At 37.1% G+C, this 18,124-nt stretch carries 15 protein-coding genes; 3 read left to right on the forward strand and 12 right to left on the reverse strand.

Translation table 11 applies throughout. The features are described 5' to 3' along the window. The first annotated feature begins 2 nt into the window (after positions 1-2). From trpS to SDEL_RS08895, 3 genes are read left to right on the forward strand one after another with little or no spacing between them, the layout of a single operon-like run. Positions 3-968, forward strand: a complete 966-nt coding sequence (trpS, locus tag SDEL_RS08885) for a tryptophan--tRNA ligase (RefSeq protein ID WP_012857520.1) — start codon at positions 3-5, stop codon at positions 966-968. Positions 969-976: 8 nt separating this feature from the next. Continuing rightward, the gene (gene serS / locus SDEL_RS08890) at positions 977-2,221 is read left to right on the forward strand and encodes a serine--tRNA ligase (RefSeq protein ID WP_012857521.1); all 1,245 of its coding nucleotides are present in this window, start codon (positions 977-979) and stop codon (positions 2,219-2,221) included. A 1-nt stretch (position 2,222) separates the two neighbouring features. Next, positions 2,223-4,574 carry a tetratricopeptide repeat protein gene (locus SDEL_RS08895; RefSeq protein ID WP_012857522.1) on the forward strand — a complete coding sequence of 784 codons (2,352 nt, stop codon included), beginning with the start codon at positions 2,223-2,225 and terminating at the stop codon, positions 4,572-4,574. 48 nt (positions 4,575-4,622) lie between these two features. Here the strand turns inward: SDEL_RS08895 and SDEL_RS08900 are convergent, their stop codons facing one another. The 12 genes from SDEL_RS08900 to pglF all read right to left on the reverse strand — a co-directional run bounded on the left by SDEL_RS08900 (position 4,623) and on the right by pglF (position 18,013). Further along, on the reverse strand, positions 4,623-6,185 hold the full coding sequence (locus SDEL_RS08900) for a 2-isopropylmalate synthase (protein ID WP_012857523.1): 1,563 nt from the start codon (positions 6,183-6,185) through the stop codon (positions 4,623-4,625). 210 nt (positions 6,186-6,395) lie between these two features. Then, positions 6,396-7,130, reverse strand: a complete 735-nt coding sequence (gene pssA, locus SDEL_RS08905) for a CDP-diacylglycerol--serine O-phosphatidyltransferase (protein WP_012857524.1) — start codon at positions 7,128-7,130, stop codon at positions 6,396-6,398. After that, positions 7,117-7,776 carry a phosphatidylserine decarboxylase gene (locus SDEL_RS08910; protein ID WP_012857525.1) on the reverse strand — a complete coding sequence of 220 codons (660 nt, stop codon included), beginning with the start codon at positions 7,774-7,776 and terminating at the stop codon, positions 7,117-7,119. Before SDEL_RS08910 ends, pssA begins: the two co-directional genes overlap by 14 nt. After that, positions 7,776-9,707, reverse strand: a complete 1,932-nt coding sequence (ftsH, locus tag SDEL_RS08915) for an ATP-dependent zinc metalloprotease FtsH (protein ID WP_012857526.1) — start codon at positions 9,705-9,707, stop codon at positions 7,776-7,778. Before ftsH ends, SDEL_RS08910 begins: the two co-directional genes overlap by 1 nt. Continuing rightward, positions 9,708-10,535, reverse strand: coding sequence for a 50S ribosomal protein L11 methyltransferase (locus SDEL_RS08920; RefSeq protein ID WP_012857527.1), 828 nt, complete (start codon positions 10,533-10,535; stop codon positions 9,708-9,710). It abuts the gene before it with no gap. After that, positions 10,535-10,900 carry a chemotaxis response regulator CheY gene (locus SDEL_RS08925; protein WP_012857528.1) on the reverse strand — a complete coding sequence of 122 codons (366 nt, stop codon included), beginning with the start codon at positions 10,898-10,900 and terminating at the stop codon, positions 10,535-10,537. Before SDEL_RS08925 ends, SDEL_RS08920 begins: the two co-directional genes overlap by 1 nt. A gap of 69 nt (positions 10,901-10,969) precedes the next feature. Continuing rightward, positions 10,970-11,692, reverse strand: a complete 723-nt coding sequence (hisA, locus tag SDEL_RS08930) for a 1-(5-phosphoribosyl)-5-[(5-phosphoribosylamino)methylideneamino]imidazole-4-carboxamide isomerase (protein ID WP_012857529.1) — start codon at positions 11,690-11,692, stop codon at positions 10,970-10,972. Continuing rightward, positions 11,692-12,303: an imidazole glycerol phosphate synthase subunit HisH gene (gene hisH, locus SDEL_RS08935; protein WP_012857530.1), complete on the reverse strand. Its 612-nt coding sequence runs from the start codon at positions 12,301-12,303 to the stop codon at positions 11,692-11,694. Before hisH ends, hisA begins: the two co-directional genes overlap by 1 nt. Then, positions 12,300-13,205, reverse strand: coding sequence for a PDC sensor domain-containing protein (locus SDEL_RS08940; protein ID WP_012857531.1), 906 nt, complete (start codon positions 13,203-13,205; stop codon positions 12,300-12,302). The genes hisH and SDEL_RS08940 overlap by 4 nt, the downstream gene beginning before the upstream one ends. A gap of 29 nt (positions 13,206-13,234) precedes the next feature. Next, a complete protein-coding gene (locus tag SDEL_RS08945; protein WP_012857532.1) occupies positions 13,235-15,382 on the reverse strand; it encodes an STT3 domain-containing protein in 2,148 nt (715 codons plus the stop codon). Next, positions 15,372-16,265 carry a Wzz/FepE/Etk N-terminal domain-containing protein gene (locus SDEL_RS08950; protein ID WP_012857533.1) on the reverse strand — a complete coding sequence of 298 codons (894 nt, stop codon included), beginning with the start codon at positions 16,263-16,265 and terminating at the stop codon, positions 15,372-15,374. Before SDEL_RS08950 ends, SDEL_RS08945 begins: the two co-directional genes overlap by 11 nt. Positions 16,266-16,279: 14 nt before the next feature. After that, positions 16,280-18,013 (reverse strand): UDP-N-acetylglucosamine 4,6-dehydratase (configuration-retaining), encoded by a 1,734-nt coding sequence (gene pglF / locus SDEL_RS08955; RefSeq protein ID WP_012857534.1) that lies wholly within the window; start codon positions 18,011-18,013, stop codon positions 16,280-16,282. Positions 18,014-18,124 lie beyond the last annotated feature (111 nt).

An 18,124-nucleotide genomic window follows, 5' to 3' on the forward strand; every position in this document is an offset into this window, starting at 1 on the left:
TTATGAGAGTATTAACAGGAATTCAACCCTCAGGTGCACTGCATATAGGAAACTATTTTGGTGCGATTAAACAGATGATTGACCTTCAAGAAAAAAGTGATTTATTTATCTTCATCGCCAATTACCACGCCCTCACCTCTTTAAAAGATGGCGAGGCACTTAAGCATAATACGCTTGATGCGGCGATTAATTTTCTCTCTCTAGGCATTGATCACACCAAAGTCACCTTTTGGGCACAATCCGATGTCAAAGAAGTATTAGAACTCTACTGGATACTCTCAGGCTATACGCCGATGGGACTTTTAGAGAGAGCCCATAGCTACAAAGACAAAGTCGCCAAAGGCATTGCTGCCAACCACTCTTTATTTTCCTATCCTGTTTTAATGGCTGCGGATATTTTGCTCTATGACTCAGAAGTGATTCCTGTGGGAAAAGACCAAATCCAACACGTTGAAATTACCCGTGACATCGCCATTAAATTTAATAACGATTTTGGTGATATTTTTAAAGTACCCGAATTTAAAGTCGATGAAAACGTCGCCACTGTCCCCGGACTTGATGGGGCAAAAATGAGTAAAAGTTATGGCAATACCATTGATATTTTTTGCAGTGAAAAAGAGCTTAAAAAAGCAACTTCTCGTATTGTAACCGACTCAACACCGATGGAAGAGCCTAAAAATCCTTTTACATGTAACGTGTACGCTCTGGCTAAACTCTTTTTAGAAAATGACGAACTAGAAGCACTCAAAGTGCGCTACCAAAAGGGCGGTGAAGGGTATGGGCATTTTAAAGCTTACCTCAATGGTCTGATTTGGGACTATTTTGCACCGGCTCGTGAAAAAAGAGCCTACTATGTAGCGCATAAAGAGGAAGTCATCGCCATTCTTGATGAAGGTGCCGCTAAAGCACGTCACATTGCTTCTGCAAAAATGGATATGATTCGTAATCTTGTTGGAATTTACCGTTAAGGAAACGTATGCTAGATATTAAACTGATTCAAAATGATTTTGATACTGTTGCCACAGCGCTCAGAAAGAAAAAAGTAGATGAGAGCCTTTTGGAAGAACTTCGTGCTATTTCATTGGAACTTAAAAGTGCACGTCTTGTTTTAGAGCCACTCCAAGCGGAACAAAATGCTAAAAGCAAACTCTTTGGGGTTTATGCCAAAGAAGGCAAAGATGTGGGAGCGCTTAAAGCAGAACTCTCTTTAAACAAAGAAAAAATCGCTGAGAAAACGGAGGTGGTTCGTGCCTTAGAAGAGAAGCTTGAAGCACTAGCGACTATTATTCCAAATATGCCCTCTTCTCTTGTTCCTGAAGGTGAAGATGAAAATGACAACGTGGAACTGAAACGTGTGCTTGAGCCTAAAACATTTTCCTTTACTCCTAAAGAGCATTGGGATATCGACAGCAAACAAAACTGGATTGATTTTGAGAGAGGTGTAAAACTTGCCAAAAGCCGTTTTAGTGTTTTAAAAAATGACGCTGCCAGATTAGAGCGAGCGCTCATTAACTATATGCTTGATTTTAACCGAAGCCGTGGTTTTCATGAGGTAGCCGTTCCTTACATTGTCAACCGTGAAACACTGATGGGAACAGGACAACTCCCTAAATTTGAAGATGACCTCTTTAAAATTGATGGCGAAGAGCTCTTTTTGATTCCTACTGCTGAAGTGCCTGTCACCAACCTTTTTAGAGATGAAATTCTAAGCAAAGAAGAACTCCCTCTTAAAATGACCGCCTATTCTGCATGTTTTCGAAAAGAAGCAGGCAGTGCGGGGAAAGATACCCGTGGCATGATTCGCCAGCACCAGTTTGATAAAGTAGAATTGGTTTCAATTACCACACCAGAACAGAGCGAAACGGTTTTTGAAGAGATGCTTTCATGTGCTTCTGATTTACTTAGCTCCTTAGGACTCCCTCACCGCCACTTAATGCTTTGTGGTGGAGATTTGGGCTTTAGTGCTGCAAAAACGGTGGATTTGGAAGTCTGGCTTCCAGGGCAAAACCGTTACCGTGAAATTAGTTCCGTATCTAATACCTTCGACTTTCAAGCCAGACGAGCTAAAATTCGCTTTAAAGATGAGGGTAAAAACCGCTTAGTACACACGCTCAATGGCTCTTCTTTAGCCGTGGGTCGCACACTCATCGCCATTATGGAAAATTACCAACAAGAAGATGGCAGTGTTGCCATTCCTGAAGTCTTGAAAAAGTACATGTAAGATGGCAGAAGAAGAAGTTGTCATCCTCGAGGCGGAAAACACTCCTTCAAATGAAGAGGAGAGTTTTGCGCTCATCGAGGAGGAGCGAACAGATGAGATTACCCCCTCAGAGGTTGTTCCACTCAATCAAAATGAAAAGAGATCTCCCTCTAAAAAAAGATTGCTTATTTTACTCATTGCAGGGGTTATTTTGCTCATTGGCATCATGGTTGCCCTTCTTCTTATTTTAAATGCAAAAGACACGGTATCCCAAACACCCATAATCAAAGAGAAAGAAGAAGAAAAAATACTCCAAAAGGAGCAATTTTCTCCTTCTAAACTCGATAGTATGATTAAAAAAGCACACCTTCTTTACGAACAAGGCAATAAAGAAGAAGCGCTTAAAATTTATGAAAAAATTGCTACATTCAATGAGGCAATTTCTTATTACAATATTGGCGTTGCAAAACTGAAAGAAAAAAACTTCTCAGAAGCACTTGAAGCCTTTAAAAAGGCGATTCAAAACAAAGAGCACCGCTGTATCAGTGCCATTAATGCCGCTGTTTGCGCCTTGGAACTCAAAGATGATACCCTTTTTACCTACTATATTGACCTTGCTTTTTCGTATCTTCCGGAAGAGAGTAATGCGCCACTCTATTCTTATTATGTCGGACTGGTTCATTATTATAAAAATTTTTATTACGAAGCCCTTAGTGCTATTCGTCATCCCTCTATGGAGTTTTATAAAGAGGATCAAACCTATCTTGCTTCCAAAATTTTAGCTTCCTTAAATCAAAACACCCTTGCGATTGATACGCTAGAAGGCATTAAAGCAGAAGGAGATCATTTCACGTTGGGACTTTTATATGCGAAAAAAGGTGATTTTGTAACAGCAAAACACTATTTACAACGTGCGATTCACGCTGAACCCCACAATGCAAAAGTCAAAATAGCGCTTTCAATGGTCGAAAATAAATTAGGCAATCTAGGCAACACCGCCTCGCTCCTTGGTGAAGTGTATAAAATCAACGATACAAACGCCCAAACCAAACCTCTTTACAACCTTCATACCATTTTAAAACCCTCTCTTTTTGATGTACAAAATGCACAAAAAGAGTTTGAAAAAGAGCTTTTTTTCACGCAAGAAAATATCTATGGTCTCCTTTTTTATTACGCCCCGTACAAAGTTTTTGACGCTAAACAGACGATTGATTATATTCGAAAAGGAAGTATGAATATTTTTATTGATGAGATCGGTCCTGCCCTCTCATACCTTAAAGCAAGTTCAACCATTTCTAAAGTCAATATCGCCATTAGCCAAGGAATTAAACAAGCTTTAAATGCCCACGTCTATGAAGCCAATACCATCTTTGCACACATGGTAGAAGAGTATAAAAATCACTCCATTTTGCACTACAATCTAGCCTTAACCTACGCACAAATAGGCGATTATGCGGCTGCGTACAAAAACTTTTCCAAAAGCTACCATTTAGATAATAACAACTACCTTGCGGGTGTTTTTGCGATTATGAGTGGGCATCTCATCAACAGAGATGTTGCAAAACTGTTAGAAGATGTTAAAGAGAGTATCCACAAAAATCCAGCGTTAGAAAAAGAGAACCTTTATCTTTCACTTCTTTATCTTACCGATAAAAATGAATTTTCACTGACACGATGGCTTGAAATGGAAAAAGAAGATAGCCCACTAAGCCTTGTTTTAAATATCATCGCTTCGCAAAAACTGAGCAATGAACGTATGTATGAACGCAGTACTCAAAAACTTCAAGCGCTGCTACCCAAAGACATTATGGCAAATATTATTGCCTTTAATGCGAAGTACCATAAAAAAGCGATTAAGAGTTATGCCAAAGAGATTCAAATGGAGTTTAACAAACTTCCATTAGAGTATGATACCTTTTATTACGGACCTAAAATGGTTAAAGAGCAGTACATTAAACTCCTTCAGATTGGAGGCTTACTGCATCAAAAACGTGATAGTGTGAGAGCACAGATGGAAAAAGAGCAAGAAGACATCCCTGCAATGATGCAAACACTCGCTTTTATGGAAATCTACACCAATCGTTTTGAAGAGGCTTTTACTCTCTACAATAAACTCATTGATGATTATCACAAAAAAGATACCTACACTATTTTTCTAGCTTCCGTTGCCGCCATCGGTGCAGGACACAATGAAAATGCCATCGCACTCCTAGAACTCTCTAAACTCACAGATCCTGCAAATATGGAAAGCCGTTATGCGTTAGGATTACTCTATCAAGAAATAGGAAATTTTGAAGCAGCGAGTGTGCAATATCGAAGCATTGGAAACAGCGGTTTTATCTCACGCTATTTTAGCTTTAACATTGCGAGATAAGCTTTACATGTAAAGAGTTCTATCTTTACATGTAAAAACATTAAAACGTTAAATTCCCTCGCTGGTGTGATTTTTAATGGTTCGCAAACGCTCTCTCATAGACATATAACTGTTCAACGCTCCAATGTACGCTTTAGCTGTTGCTAACATCGTATCCACGCTAAGTCCATGCCCCATAATGGCAGGTTTGCTCTCATCAAAGACCACTTTAACCAAAACACGAGCCATCGCATCTTTACCTTGAGACACAGCATCAACCTTATAATCTCTAAGTTCACCACTCACGCCACATACCCTATCAATAACTTTAAAAATGGCATCCATCGTTCCATTTCCAATCGCCGCATCTGTTATCTCTTTACCCTCATGGCTAATCGTAACAGCAGCACTTGGAAGCCCTCCTGGAGAACAATCTGAAAGTTGTAAGCGCACCAATTCAAATACTTGAGGAATTTTGGTAATTTCATCTGCGACCAAAGCACGTAAATCATCATCAAAAATATCTTTCTTCTGATCCGCTAAAATTTTAAATCGCTCAAACGCTTCATTAATCTCTTCATCTTTTAGTTCATACCCTAAACTATTTAACTTATCTTTAAAGGCATGACGACCCGAATGCTTTCCAAGCACAATAGAATTTTTATCTAAGCCAATGTCTTTCGCACTCATAATTTCATACGTTTGCGTGTGTTTTAGAACACCATCTTGATGAATACCACTCTCGTGAGAAAAAGCATTTTTCCCTACAATCGCCTTGTTAGGCTGAGGCTCAATACCTGTGATGGATGAAACCAATTTGCTGGTTGGGTAAATCTCTTTGATGTTGATATTGGTCTCATAACCACTAAAATGATCTTTACGTGTGCGAAGCGCCATAACGATTTCCTCTAACGCCGCATTACCAGCTCTCTCTCCCAAACCATTAATGGTACACTCCACCTGACGTGCACCATTTTCAATACACGCTAAAGAGTTGGCAACGGCTAAACCTAAATCATTATGATTGTGCACCGAAATAATCGCTCTATCTCCCACAAAATCATGCAAAGACTTAATAATAGCCCCCATTTCTGTTGGCAAACGATACCCTACTGTATCAGGGATATTCAGTGTGGTAGCCCCTGCATTGATGACCGCATCTAACACTTCTTTCATAAAACTCACTTCACTGCGTCCTGCATCTTCACAACTAAACTCAACATCCTCACAAAAGGTTTTAGCATACTGTACGGCTTCAACTGCTTTCTTAATGACTTGATCAGGTGTCATTTTAAGTTTATATTCCATGTGAATAGGACTGGTCGCTATAAATGTATGAATACGATTCATCTTCGCTTTAGAAACTGCTTCACCTGCTGCTTTAATGTCTTTTTCCAATGCACGAGCCAGTGAACAAATACGACTTTTTGTGACCGCTTCAGCAATACGAGAAATCGCATCAAAATCACCAGGGCTGGCCGCTGCAAACCCTGCTTCTATCACATCAACCCCTAATTTTTGAAGTTGCAAAGCAATTTGAATTTTTTCTTCTGTATTCATCGAAGCACCGGGGCTTTGTTCGCCATCTCTTAATGTTGTATCAAAAATGATAATTTTATTATCTGTGCTCATGGTATTGTCCTTACGGTATGTATTGATATAAGAAATTTGAAAAATAAAAAGGGGTTAGAGGGAGAGGAGGTGTTGCAGGAGAGCGTTTTTAATCTCTATTTTGGGCAAAATTTTAATCGACTTCATAATACCGATATCTACGCTATTCATCGCTTCTCCTTTAAAAAATGTCTGAGGCAAAAAAGATACTTTTGCCTCAAGGTTGGCGTATTATACTAAATTTTTATGAAATTTGACAACGCAGAAGGTATAAATAGCTCGAACCAATCCATAAAGTAAATAGACTGTAATTAAACCTGTGCCAACTTCAATAGGATACAAATATAAAAATGAGAAAGCAACAACTAAATAGACCAAAATTTTAATCAAATGCGCTTTTTTTAAATCTACTTTTTTAAAACTAGGATAACGAATATTACTCACCATTAAAAAAGAGAGCAATCCAATACCTACCAATAAAATCCATTCTGCTCCTTTGAGAATATCATATTCACCATAAAAGAGAATCCACATAGCAAGCACAACAGCCGCCGTCGGAATAGGCACACCAATAAAAACAGAAGGCTCACTCACCCCAATCATAATATTAAAACGTGCCAATCGAATTGCCCCAAAAACAACATACATCGCACATAAAAGAGAGCCTAATTTTCCATACATGTGCCCAATGTTAAAATAGAACAAAATTGCAGGAGCAACACCAAATGCAACAATATCAGCTAGTGAATCAAACTCTGCACCAAATTTACTGGTTGCATTCGTCAATCGTGCGACACGTCCATCAAGTCCATCAAAAATCAAAGAAAGTAAAATATAAAAAGCTGCTTTTTCAAATTGTCCACTAGCAGAACATAAAATACTAATCACCCCTAAAAAAGCACTTGCTGCGGTAAAAAGATTTGGGAAAAGATACATTAATTGAAGTTTATTACTACTGTTTGTCATGATTGTCCTTATATGCAAGATAGCCCAAAACACTCTCTCCTGCTTTAACTGAATGATTTAAAGAGACTTTTATACGCACATCAAGTGGAAGTAAAAGCGCCACTTCTCCCTCTCGTAAAAAACCAAAACGCTCATTGGCTTTATAGGCATTTTTATTAAAAAAAACAATACTCTGACTCAATCGTCCTGCGGAAACAACGATTTTAAACGAGGTAAATTTGTTTTTACATGTAAAGGTTTTTCGCTCACACAGATTTGAAAAAAGAGAAGAACCTGAGGAGATAAACAGACCAAAACGATTTTTCACTTCTATGATTTCCATGCCAATGGGAGCTCTAAGAATTCCTACATCCCAAATGGATTTACGAATAACCACACATAAAGCTTCACTTCCATCTTTCAAATCTACTTTAGATATTTTTAAAATTGTTCCATCGACAGGAGAAAGCAATGTAAGCTCATCACTCTCCTCTACAATCCGTTCAGGATTACGATAAATATAAATAGTTACCACTAAAACAAAGAAAAAAAACCATGAAAAAAACGACAACGCATACGAAAGAAGAAAAACCATAAATGTAAAAACAATATGATTCCACCCCTCTTTCGCAATTAATTGTGTTGTCGTGTAGTGATGGCGTACCATTACGCTTGAGACTCTTTTTCTGTAATCGAAGCAATGTTAAACTCTTGCTCATATGCGTGAATAATCTCTCTGAGCTGTTCTCCATCCATCGTTTCAACTTCTGTCAATTTTGAGACAATACGTTCAATACACTCACGGTACTCTTCTAAACGTGCCTTGACAATTTCATAACGTTCTTGCAATGCTTTTTTAATGTGTTCATCTAATTTTTCAGCCATTTTATCACTATAATCTTTGGTCGTTCCACCATTTAAAAAAGTATTACGTTGTTTTTCGAGCACCATTAATCCAGCAACATCACTCATACCATACAGACTTACCATCGCTTTGATAATATCTGTTGCACGTTCTAAATCATTCCCTGCACCCGTTGAAATTTCACCTAAGAAAACATCTTCTGCTGCACGTCCGCCTAAGAGAACATCCACCTCTGCGATCAGTTCATGCTTTTGCATTAAAAATTTATTTTCTTCTGGCGTATTAAGGGTATAGCCAAGGGCAGCAAGTCCTCTAGGAATAATTGAAACCTTTGAGACTTTTTTAGCACCTTTTGTCGTTTCCGCAATCAATGCATGTCCACTTTCGTGATACGCAACAATACGCTTCTCTTTTGGATTAATACGACGGCTCTTCTTTTCTAAACCAGCAATAGCTCGCTCCACAGCTTCAATAAGATCTTGTTGCTCAACATATGCCTTACTTTTTCGACCACCCAACAAGGCAGCTTCATTAATAATATTGGCCAAATCAGCGCCCGCAAGTCCAGCCGTTAAACGTGCAATCTCTTCTAAATCAATATTTTTATCTAATTTAATATCAGCACTATGTACTTTTAAAATATCTTTTCTACCTTGAAAATCAGGTTTATCAACCAAGACTTGCCTATCAAAACGACCTGGTCGCAAAAGAGCGGCATCTAAAACTTCAGGTCGATTGGTTGCGGCGAGAACAATAACAGGTGATTTATCAGAACTAAAACCATCCATCTCCGCAAGAAGTTGATTGAGCGTTTGTTCTCTCTCATCATTGCCACCCATCATACCATTTGCCGCTCTACTTTTACCAATCGCATCAATTTCATCAATAAAAACAATAGCAGGAGCCTCTTTTTTAGCATTTTCAAACAAATCACGTACACGACTGGCACCCACACCTACAAACATCTCAATGAAACTTGAACCTGAAACAGAAAAGAATGGTACACTTGCCTCTCCCGCAACCGCTTTGGCGAGTAACGTCTTACCTGTACCTGGAGGTCCCACTAAAAGAACACCTTTAGGAATTTTAGCACCAAGGCTCATATAACGATCAGGAAATTTTAGAAAATCTACAATTTCTTTAACTTCCTCTTTTGCTTCTTCTACACCTGCAACATCTTGAAATTTAACTTTTGGTTTTTCAGAATTGACAAGCTTTTTACTGCTTCCCATTCCAAGAATACCACCACCCATATTTTTCTGCATTTTATTAGCTAAGAACATCCAAATACCAAAGAAAATAAACACAGGTAAAACCCATGAAAAAAGAATTTCTGTTAAAATATTCGACTCGTTATAGCCACCATAACCGACTTTTTTCTCATCCATCAGAGGGATAAGCGTATTATCCTCTCCTACTTTTTTAACCATATAAACAACTTTTTGTCCACTTGTCGTTGCAGAAAAAGCTTTAATGGTTGTCTGTCCAATGGCGACATAACTGATTTGACCATTTTTAATCAACTCTTTGAGTTCATAATAACTAATATTTTTACTTGCACTGTTTTGCGTTGCAAATCCTGATTCCATACCTGAATCAGACATAGAAGTAAAATTTTTAAAAAGTAAGATAACAATGATCGAAAAGATAGCAAACACTAAAAGAGGATTTTGGTTAAAAAAATTATTTTTCTTTTCGTTTTTAGGATCTCTATTTTGATGATTTTGACTCATTTAATTCCTTTGTAGCACGAGTGTAAACCACTCTTCTTTTTGATACTTTTCAACACATCTCATTGAAGAAAACTTTTGTTCTACTTTATCAATATATTTATCTAAGATACCAGAGAGAATTAACATTCCTCCTTCTTTCACCGCTTTTTTTAAATCACTTGCCAACATAATCAACACATCTGCAATAATGTTTGCAACAACAACATCGTATTCAAATTTTCGTTTTTGAACAGAACCCGTCCAAATGCCATTAAAATTTTCATGATTTAAAGCAAAGTTTTCTTGTGCACTCTGCGTTGCTTGCTCATCCGTATCACACAAATCAACAATAGCACCACATTTCCGAGCTGCAATACTCAAGATTCCACTGCCACATCCAACATCTAAAAGCGTCATGCCTGGTCGAACGTATTTTTGTAAGAGTAATAAACAACCATATGTTGTTTCATGATGTCCTGAACCAAAAGCAAGTGCAGGATCGATAATAATATTGATTTTTCCTTCACGATGTGAAAGCCAACTAGGATGAATGTAAAAATTTCCGACATCTAAAGGTTGAATAGAATTACGATACTGCGCTATCCAATCTTCATTTTCTTTTACCAACATTTTGGTTTCAAGGGTAATCTCTTTACCATATAATTTAGAGAGTTCCTGTGCAAAAGCCTCTGCGCCAAACAAAACCATCTCCAAATCATTTTCGCTACGCAAAATCAGCGTACCATTAAACTCTTCAATCGCCTCATCCGTGAGACTCATTATCAAATCAAGAAAAAGCGGATATTCTCCGCTTGGGGTTATATGAAGCTCGTTGTAGGTTTGTTTCATTAACCCAATACGTCCTCTAGTTTTTCTTTTAGTACTTGTGGGGTAAATGGTTTTACGATGTAATTATTAACCCCTGCTTTTAAAGCCGTAATCACTTCAGCTTTTCCACCCTCTGTGGTGACCATAATGATTGGCATGTTTTCATATTTTTTTTCAGCTCTTACTTTACGAACCAAATCCAATCCGTTCATTTCAGGCATGTTCCAGTCAGTAATCAAGACATTAATATCAGGTGTTCTCTCCATAATCTGCCACGCTTCCACGCCGTGCTCCGCTTCAAGAACATCATCATATCCGAGTCTTTGTAAAGTATTTTTGATTATACGGCGCATTGTTGAGCTATCATCTACTACAAGCAGCTTCAATGTCACTCCTTTGTTGTTATGTGTTATTGACTATCTTTAAATTCTAACGAACTTTAGTTTGAACTTAGTTTAAAGCACGTTTTTAGCGAGAAAATCAAATGCTTTTGGCAAATCTAACGTTCCCTCATAAAAGGCTTTACCAACAATGACTCCTGAAACTTTTTGAGTCTCTTGCAATGCTACTATATCGTCCAAATTTTTTAATCCTCCACTGGCAATCGTAGCAATACCTGAAGCATCCGCAATAGAGAGTGTAAAATCGACATTCACCCCACTTAACATACCATCACGTCCTACATCAGTACAAATAATCGCCTCAACACCAGCGTCCGCAAATGCTTTGGCTAAATCAGTTGCTTTCATCGTCGATTTTTCTGCCCATCCTTCAACAGCAACATACCCATCAATCGCGTCAATACCCACGACGATACGGTATTTTTGTGCCATTTCTTTCACAAAAGAGGGATTCTTCAAAGCAATAGAACCTAAAATAATTCTATCGATTCCCAAATCAACATAGCGACGAATAGTCTCCTCATCACGAATACCACCCCCTAGTTCTAACTTTAGGTGACACTTTTGACGAATTTTTTCAATCTGTTCCAAATTTTTTGGTTCACCCGCAAATGCACCATTTAAATCCACCAAATGAACCCAATGTGAACCCATCTCTTCAAATTTTTTGGCAACTTCCCAAGGCTCATTTGAATAAATTTTAGCACTTTGCATTAAACCTTTTGTTAACCTAACCGCTTGTCCATCTTTTAAATCAATCGCTGGCAAAATTTCCATCATAACTCCACAAAATTCTTTAAAATTTTCAAGCCATTGTCATGAGACTTTTCAGGGTGTGGCTGAAACCCATACACATTATTTTTTTGTACTGCACTGGGAAATTCATACCCATACATCGTTTTGCCAATGATATATTTTTCGTCACACTGCGCATGAAAACTGTGCACAAAATAGAGATAAAACGCTTCTGGCATACCTTTAAACAAAGCCGATTTTTGTGTTATAAAAAGTTCATTCCATCCCATATGTGGTACTTTTAGACGACTTTGAAATCGTGATGTATCAAACTGAACAATTTCCCCCTCAATCAATCCAAGCCCTACACTTTTTCCAAACTCCACACTGCTTTCAAAAAGAAGTTGCATTCCAAGACAAATACCAAGAAGGGGTTTATGGGATGTAGCAAAATCTCGAATCGCCTCATCCATTTCTCTCTCTTTTAAACATTGCATCGCATCTTTAAAAGCCCCAACGCCTGGTAAAATAATTTTATCGCACACAGCAATCTCTTCTGCTTTTTGTATAATCTTAACAGTTACACCAAGCTTTTCAAAAGCGTTACTCACGCTTTGAAGATTTCCCATATTGTAATCAATTAAGCCAATCATTCATCTCTCTTTTGTGAAATTGCTTTCAAATAAAATGCTAATCCAAATAGAAGCAGTGTCACTCCACCAATTAAATAAACGGCATTTAAGATATGGGATGAATCAATAATGGCATATTTAAAAACCAACATCAGTGCCTCAATAGCCAAAGCAATAATAATAGAACCCAAAAAACGCACCATGGTTTTATGAATTCCTGAGCTCTCATCACGCTCATGGCGACCTAAGACTTCCTCTTCAAAAATAGTTTTAACCAAATCAAAAATGGCTAGTGAAAGCGTAATTAAAATCGTCGATTGAAACATCGCTTCAATATCTAGAAGATTAAAGGCAAAACCGTGGGTAAAAAGACTTTTCATCCCATTAAATAAAAGTAACATTGCAATCGCAAGCAAAGAGAGAGAAAAAATAGAATAAATAACTTGTGAACTTCTCCCAAACATAGACTGTAAAGAAGAAGGGTGTGCTATTTTTAAGATATGCTCCAACGAGACATCAATACAAGCAATGTATTTCAAAATCCCTTGTTCATCATAAATGGGATAAGAAGCTGTCACCGTCAAATCGTTGGTGAGCGTTGAAGGATAGGGATCGCTTAAAACACATCGCTTTTCACGTACCGCCCGATAATAGTAAGACTTAGCACTTCGATTTTGCCCTAGACCACCCTTTTTATGAGGGTCATCGGTAATGTTATTAATCACTTGTTCACCTCGATGATCGAGAAGATACAACGCTTCAAACTCTTCCACTTCATGGACAATTTTATCTAAACTCCCCGTAATCACATCCACATTGGGTTCAGGCATACGATTGGGAATATTACGAGTAAAGAGATAGCATAAATAAGCCCTTGCTCGTGCTCTTACTTCAGAAAATTGTTGAATTTCACGAATGACCATCTCACACCTTTTGTTTTTGCCTATTTTAGCTAAATTTTTAGCTTATACACTTTAGCATACGCTTCTAAACTTATCGGCTCAAAAAAACGTTCATCATAATTTTCTAAAACAAATAACTGGACATACAAAGAGTTAAGCATCGCCTCATCAACAATTAAAAAAGTGTTGTACGCTTGCATATAAATAATCGACACAGCACCATTTACATGTAAAAGATTTTGGGCTTTAGAAAATTGCATCTCTGGGGTATAGCTTGTTTGAATAAAATATTTCACCGCAAGCTCTTTTTGCCCTAGTTTTAACATCCCTTTTGCTTTATCTAACACAATACCATTACCAAACATCAATGTAGCCCCTTGATCACTAAACTGCTGTGTTTGATAAAAAAAAGGCTCTCGCACCGTTTTACCACTCATCACATCAATATTGCTAAATTGAGCAACGGTTGGAAAAATGCTCATCATACGATACGGAAGATAAAAATAGACATCCCTCGTTTTTTGAGGAAGAACCAGCGGGGTTTGCAAAGCATCTAAAAAATCATTGGCATCTTTGAACCCATAATCTAAGGTCATTTTCGCTGTATTACTTAAATTTTTGGTTCGCTCTTTTTTAGGTTTTGTTTTATTTTCTTCTGCTAATGCGGACGCTTTTTCAGTATACTCAACTTCCAAGCGTGCCAAGCGTGCCGCTGCATCCATAGGATTACTAAGCATAAAACTCACAGGAAAGTTCACCTCTCCGCTGTGTTTTCCTCCATCAATCAGTGTTTTTACATCACTGTAATAACGAAGTGGATACCCATAATCCCACCAACTCACCACATAATCTTCTCGTTGTAGCTGAGATTTTAAGGCATCTAGTTGAGCGACTTCAGCTTGATTGAAAACCGTGGGAACACGATAGTTCATTACATGTAAAAGATTAGGATATAAAATCGCTAAACTTGAGAGAATGACAAAGGCTGATTTAACAAAGTTTCCTAAACGTTCATTGCGAAAAGAGGAGAGAATCCATCCGTTACATGTAAAAATAAAATAGGAAATGCCTAAGGCACACACAGGAACAGCGTAAATCGTAAAACGAAGCCCACCCCACAGGGCTAAACATCCAAGTCCCAAAAGAGGTAATGCTAAAAACATCACAGGATAACGCTTCAGTAACAATGCATATCCTACAAGAGAGAAAACAAACGTTAGAGTATGTCCACTAATACGCTCCGCAAAGACCGTAAACGAAATTTGCCCCGCTTCCCGTACCGTTTGCATCACAGAGAAAAAATGAAGTGAAAGTTTCCCCTCGCTTGCCTCAATAGCCTCTTTAAACACATATCTTTCAAGTTGCACCCAAATCGGCTCAAACCCTCCACTTAAAAAAAAGAGTACGGTAGCAACGCCTAAAAATAGATAAGTATATTTTTGCCATTTTTCTTGTCTAAATACTCCATACACGCCAATGACTATGAGCAAACGAATCAAGGTATCTAAGCCCATCATAGCAAACAACATGATACTGAGAAGCTGATAATAAAAAAGATTTTTACGCTGAAACAACAGAGTATAGAGCAAAATTAATCCAAAAAATGCAAACTCTAATGAGTAACTTTGCGGATACCACCATCGATATGCAATAATCTCTAAAGCTGTGATTAAAAGATACTTCTCTTCTTGCGTACGAAAAGCCAAAATCAGTGACCATAAAAGAAAAGTGGGGAAAACAATGGTGAGCATATCCGTATCATAATACCCCACCATGGTACGATTGTAATAACTCACTGCAATGGAAGCTAAGAGAGCAGCTAAAAACCCTACTTCTATCATTTTAAGGTTATGAGAAATAAGAATGAGAGGAATAACAATAAGTGAGCCCAAAATAGCAGGCATATAAAAAATAATACTCTCAAACGAAAAAGGCAAAAGCTTAACAGCCACATACGTCAACCACGCAGGTGCTGAATTAATGGGAGAGAGGTCGTACTTTTGAGAAATGCCACTAAGCAAGTCCCTAGCTCCCTCAGCCCAATAATACCCATCGTTGGTATTGATCATAAATTGCCCAGCAAATTGAAAGCTTTCCAAATCATTGAATTGATAGACCCAGATAAGACGAACCACAAAACTAAATACAAACGCAATAAAGATACAAAAAATTAAACTAAAAGATATCTTACTTTTCATTTTTGGGACTTCTAAACATCTCAAATAAAAATACCATAAATATCGATAAAATAAATCCTGTGATGGATGATACAAGAACAATCAAAGCTTTTTTAGGTTTTACAGGTTTGTCAGATTTTGTGATATTACCTAAGAACGATGTTTCTTTAACATTACTAGGAGCAATTAATAATTCTAAATCACTTAACTGATTATTGAGAGTATAAATTTTATTTTTCAGCTCTGTGAGCTCTAGGGACTTATTATTTAACTCTATACTATAAATTGCAGCAACAGCTGGGTTATCTTTTAAAATTTGATCAACCATGAGAGTTTTATTGCTTATGAAGTTGCTTAACTTCTCTTTTTCTAGCGAAAGCTCCTCTTTTTGAGCTTGGATATTACTTATTTTTATATGCATCTGTTTTAAATAAGCTTCAATAACTTTTTGATGTTTAAGCTTTACTTCATCTACAATAGCGTTCAGTTTTTTCAAACCTTCTTCGTTTGATTGTGCTTCGATGACTAATTCTACTAAGTTATTCGTACCTTTGATCAATAAAGCTTTTGAAAGAAAAGATGTTTCTTTGCTCCCTTTTTGATTATCTATGTAATTTAACTCTAATCGCTGTATAAGATTTGCTGGTGATTCAAGAAACGTATTAGTATTAGTATTAGTATTAGTATTAGTATTAGTATTAGTATTAGTATTAGTAAAAAAACCTATTTCTAGTATAGCCTTTACTTCATAAATAGGTGTTTTTAGAACACTATACACAGCGGCAAACAGTGTCACACATACAGTTATCACAACGATAAATTTTTTATACCGTATTATCGTTCTAAAAAGTTCTCTTAAATCAATTTCATCTTCATGTGGCATTTGTTGTATCGTCTCACTCATCTTTTTTTCTTTCCTTATATGTTTTTTTGATGATTAAACTCAGGCACAATATGTTTAAGCTGTGCCAAAATATCTTTACATGTAAAAAGTGTTGCTATCTCGTGTTCAAGTTTTTCAATCGGATACATACTTCGATGTGCAACCAATATAGAAGTATACTCAGTCTTCTTATCACTCTCATTAATCAAAAGCTCTTCATACAGCTTTTCACCAGGTCGCAGTCCTGTAAATTCGATAGTAATATCATTTTTTCCTGAGAGTTCTATCATTTTTTGCGCTAAATCGACGATTTTTACAGGTTCACCCATATCCAAAATAAACAGCTCCCCACTCCTCCCAATCGCTCCTGTTTGAAGTACCAACTCACACGCTTCAGGAATTAACATAAAATAGCGTGTAATGTCAGGATGCGTAACCGTAATGGGACCTCCTTTTTCAATTTGCGCTTTGAATTTAGGGATAACAGAGCCACTACTACCCAAAACATTTCCAAAGCGTACTGCAACAATGTGTGTGTTACCCGCATCCACATTTTGAGCATACAGCTCACACACACGTTTTGTCGCACCCATCACATTGGTGGGACGTACTGCTTTATCGGTTGAGATTAAAATAAATTTACCTACTTCATATTTAATCGCCAAATCAATGCAAATTTTTGTACCCAAAATATTATTTAAAATGCCCTCTTTTGGATTTGCCTCCACCAGTGGTACATGTTTATAGGCAGCGGCATGTACCACAATATCTAGGCGATAGCGATGAAAAACATCTTCCAACAATGACTCGTTTAAAACGCTTTGCATAATGGGTACAAGTTTATCACTGTGTAGCTCTTCTATGATTTGATACAAATTGAACTCACTATGATCCACTAAAATCAGCTTTTTTGCATTGTATTTTAAACACTGTCGCACAATTTCACTACCAATACTTCCACCCGCACCTGTTATCAAGACCACTTTATCATGGATAAATTCCCCAATTTTGACCTTATCCAAATCTTGAGGATGCCTAGCTAATAAATCTTCAACGGTAATATTTTTGAGTTGATTCGATAAAACTGTATCGGAGAGAATATTCTCCAATGTCGGTAAAATTTTAATTTCACTAAAAAAAGGCTTGAATTCTTCGTAAAGTGCATTGATTTTTTTTGTTGGTGCTGAGGGTATCGCAATCAACAACAAATCATATGTGCTCGATTGCATTTTTTGTTTTAATTTTTCTTTGGAAATGATTCTAATCGCATCAATACTTCGTTTTTGAAGCAGTGTGTTGTCATCGACGAAATAACGTATCTTATACTGACTATCTCTAAATTCCTCTGCAAGTTTTAACCCTGCTTTTCCAGCCCCATAGATAACAAGATTTTTCTCTTTGCTCACATGACTTCTGTTCACGAACAGATAATAAGCATACATTAAAAAATTAATCGAAAAGAGATACAAAAAGAGTTCTGAGAGCATAAATGAAAGACGCAATTTTCCATAATAAAAAGGAACATACACACAAAAAGCAACTATATACACAAAACTTTTCATCAGAAATGTTTTTTGCGTTACCTTTGACCAAGAGAGTGAAAAATCTTTAAAAATAACAATAGAAGCCACTATACGTACAGCGATAACGATTCCGATTGTACTCCACTGAATCGGTAGATGAAAGATCCAAAATGTCCACACAAAGCTCATACAAGAAAGCACTACAATCACTAAAATGTTTAAAATACGTTTATCAACAGTCATCATATCTTAAACCAAATTTTTTTTAATTTTGTTGTCTATCATTAATACATCCTTTTGTATTGTCATCATACTATTTGCTACACAATAGCCCTATTTAAAATATTCATCATACAT

Source organism: Sulfurospirillum deleyianum DSM 6946 (assembly GCF_000024885.1).
Taxonomy (GTDB): Bacteria; Campylobacterota; Campylobacteria; order Campylobacterales; family Sulfurospirillaceae; genus Sulfurospirillum; species Sulfurospirillum deleyianum.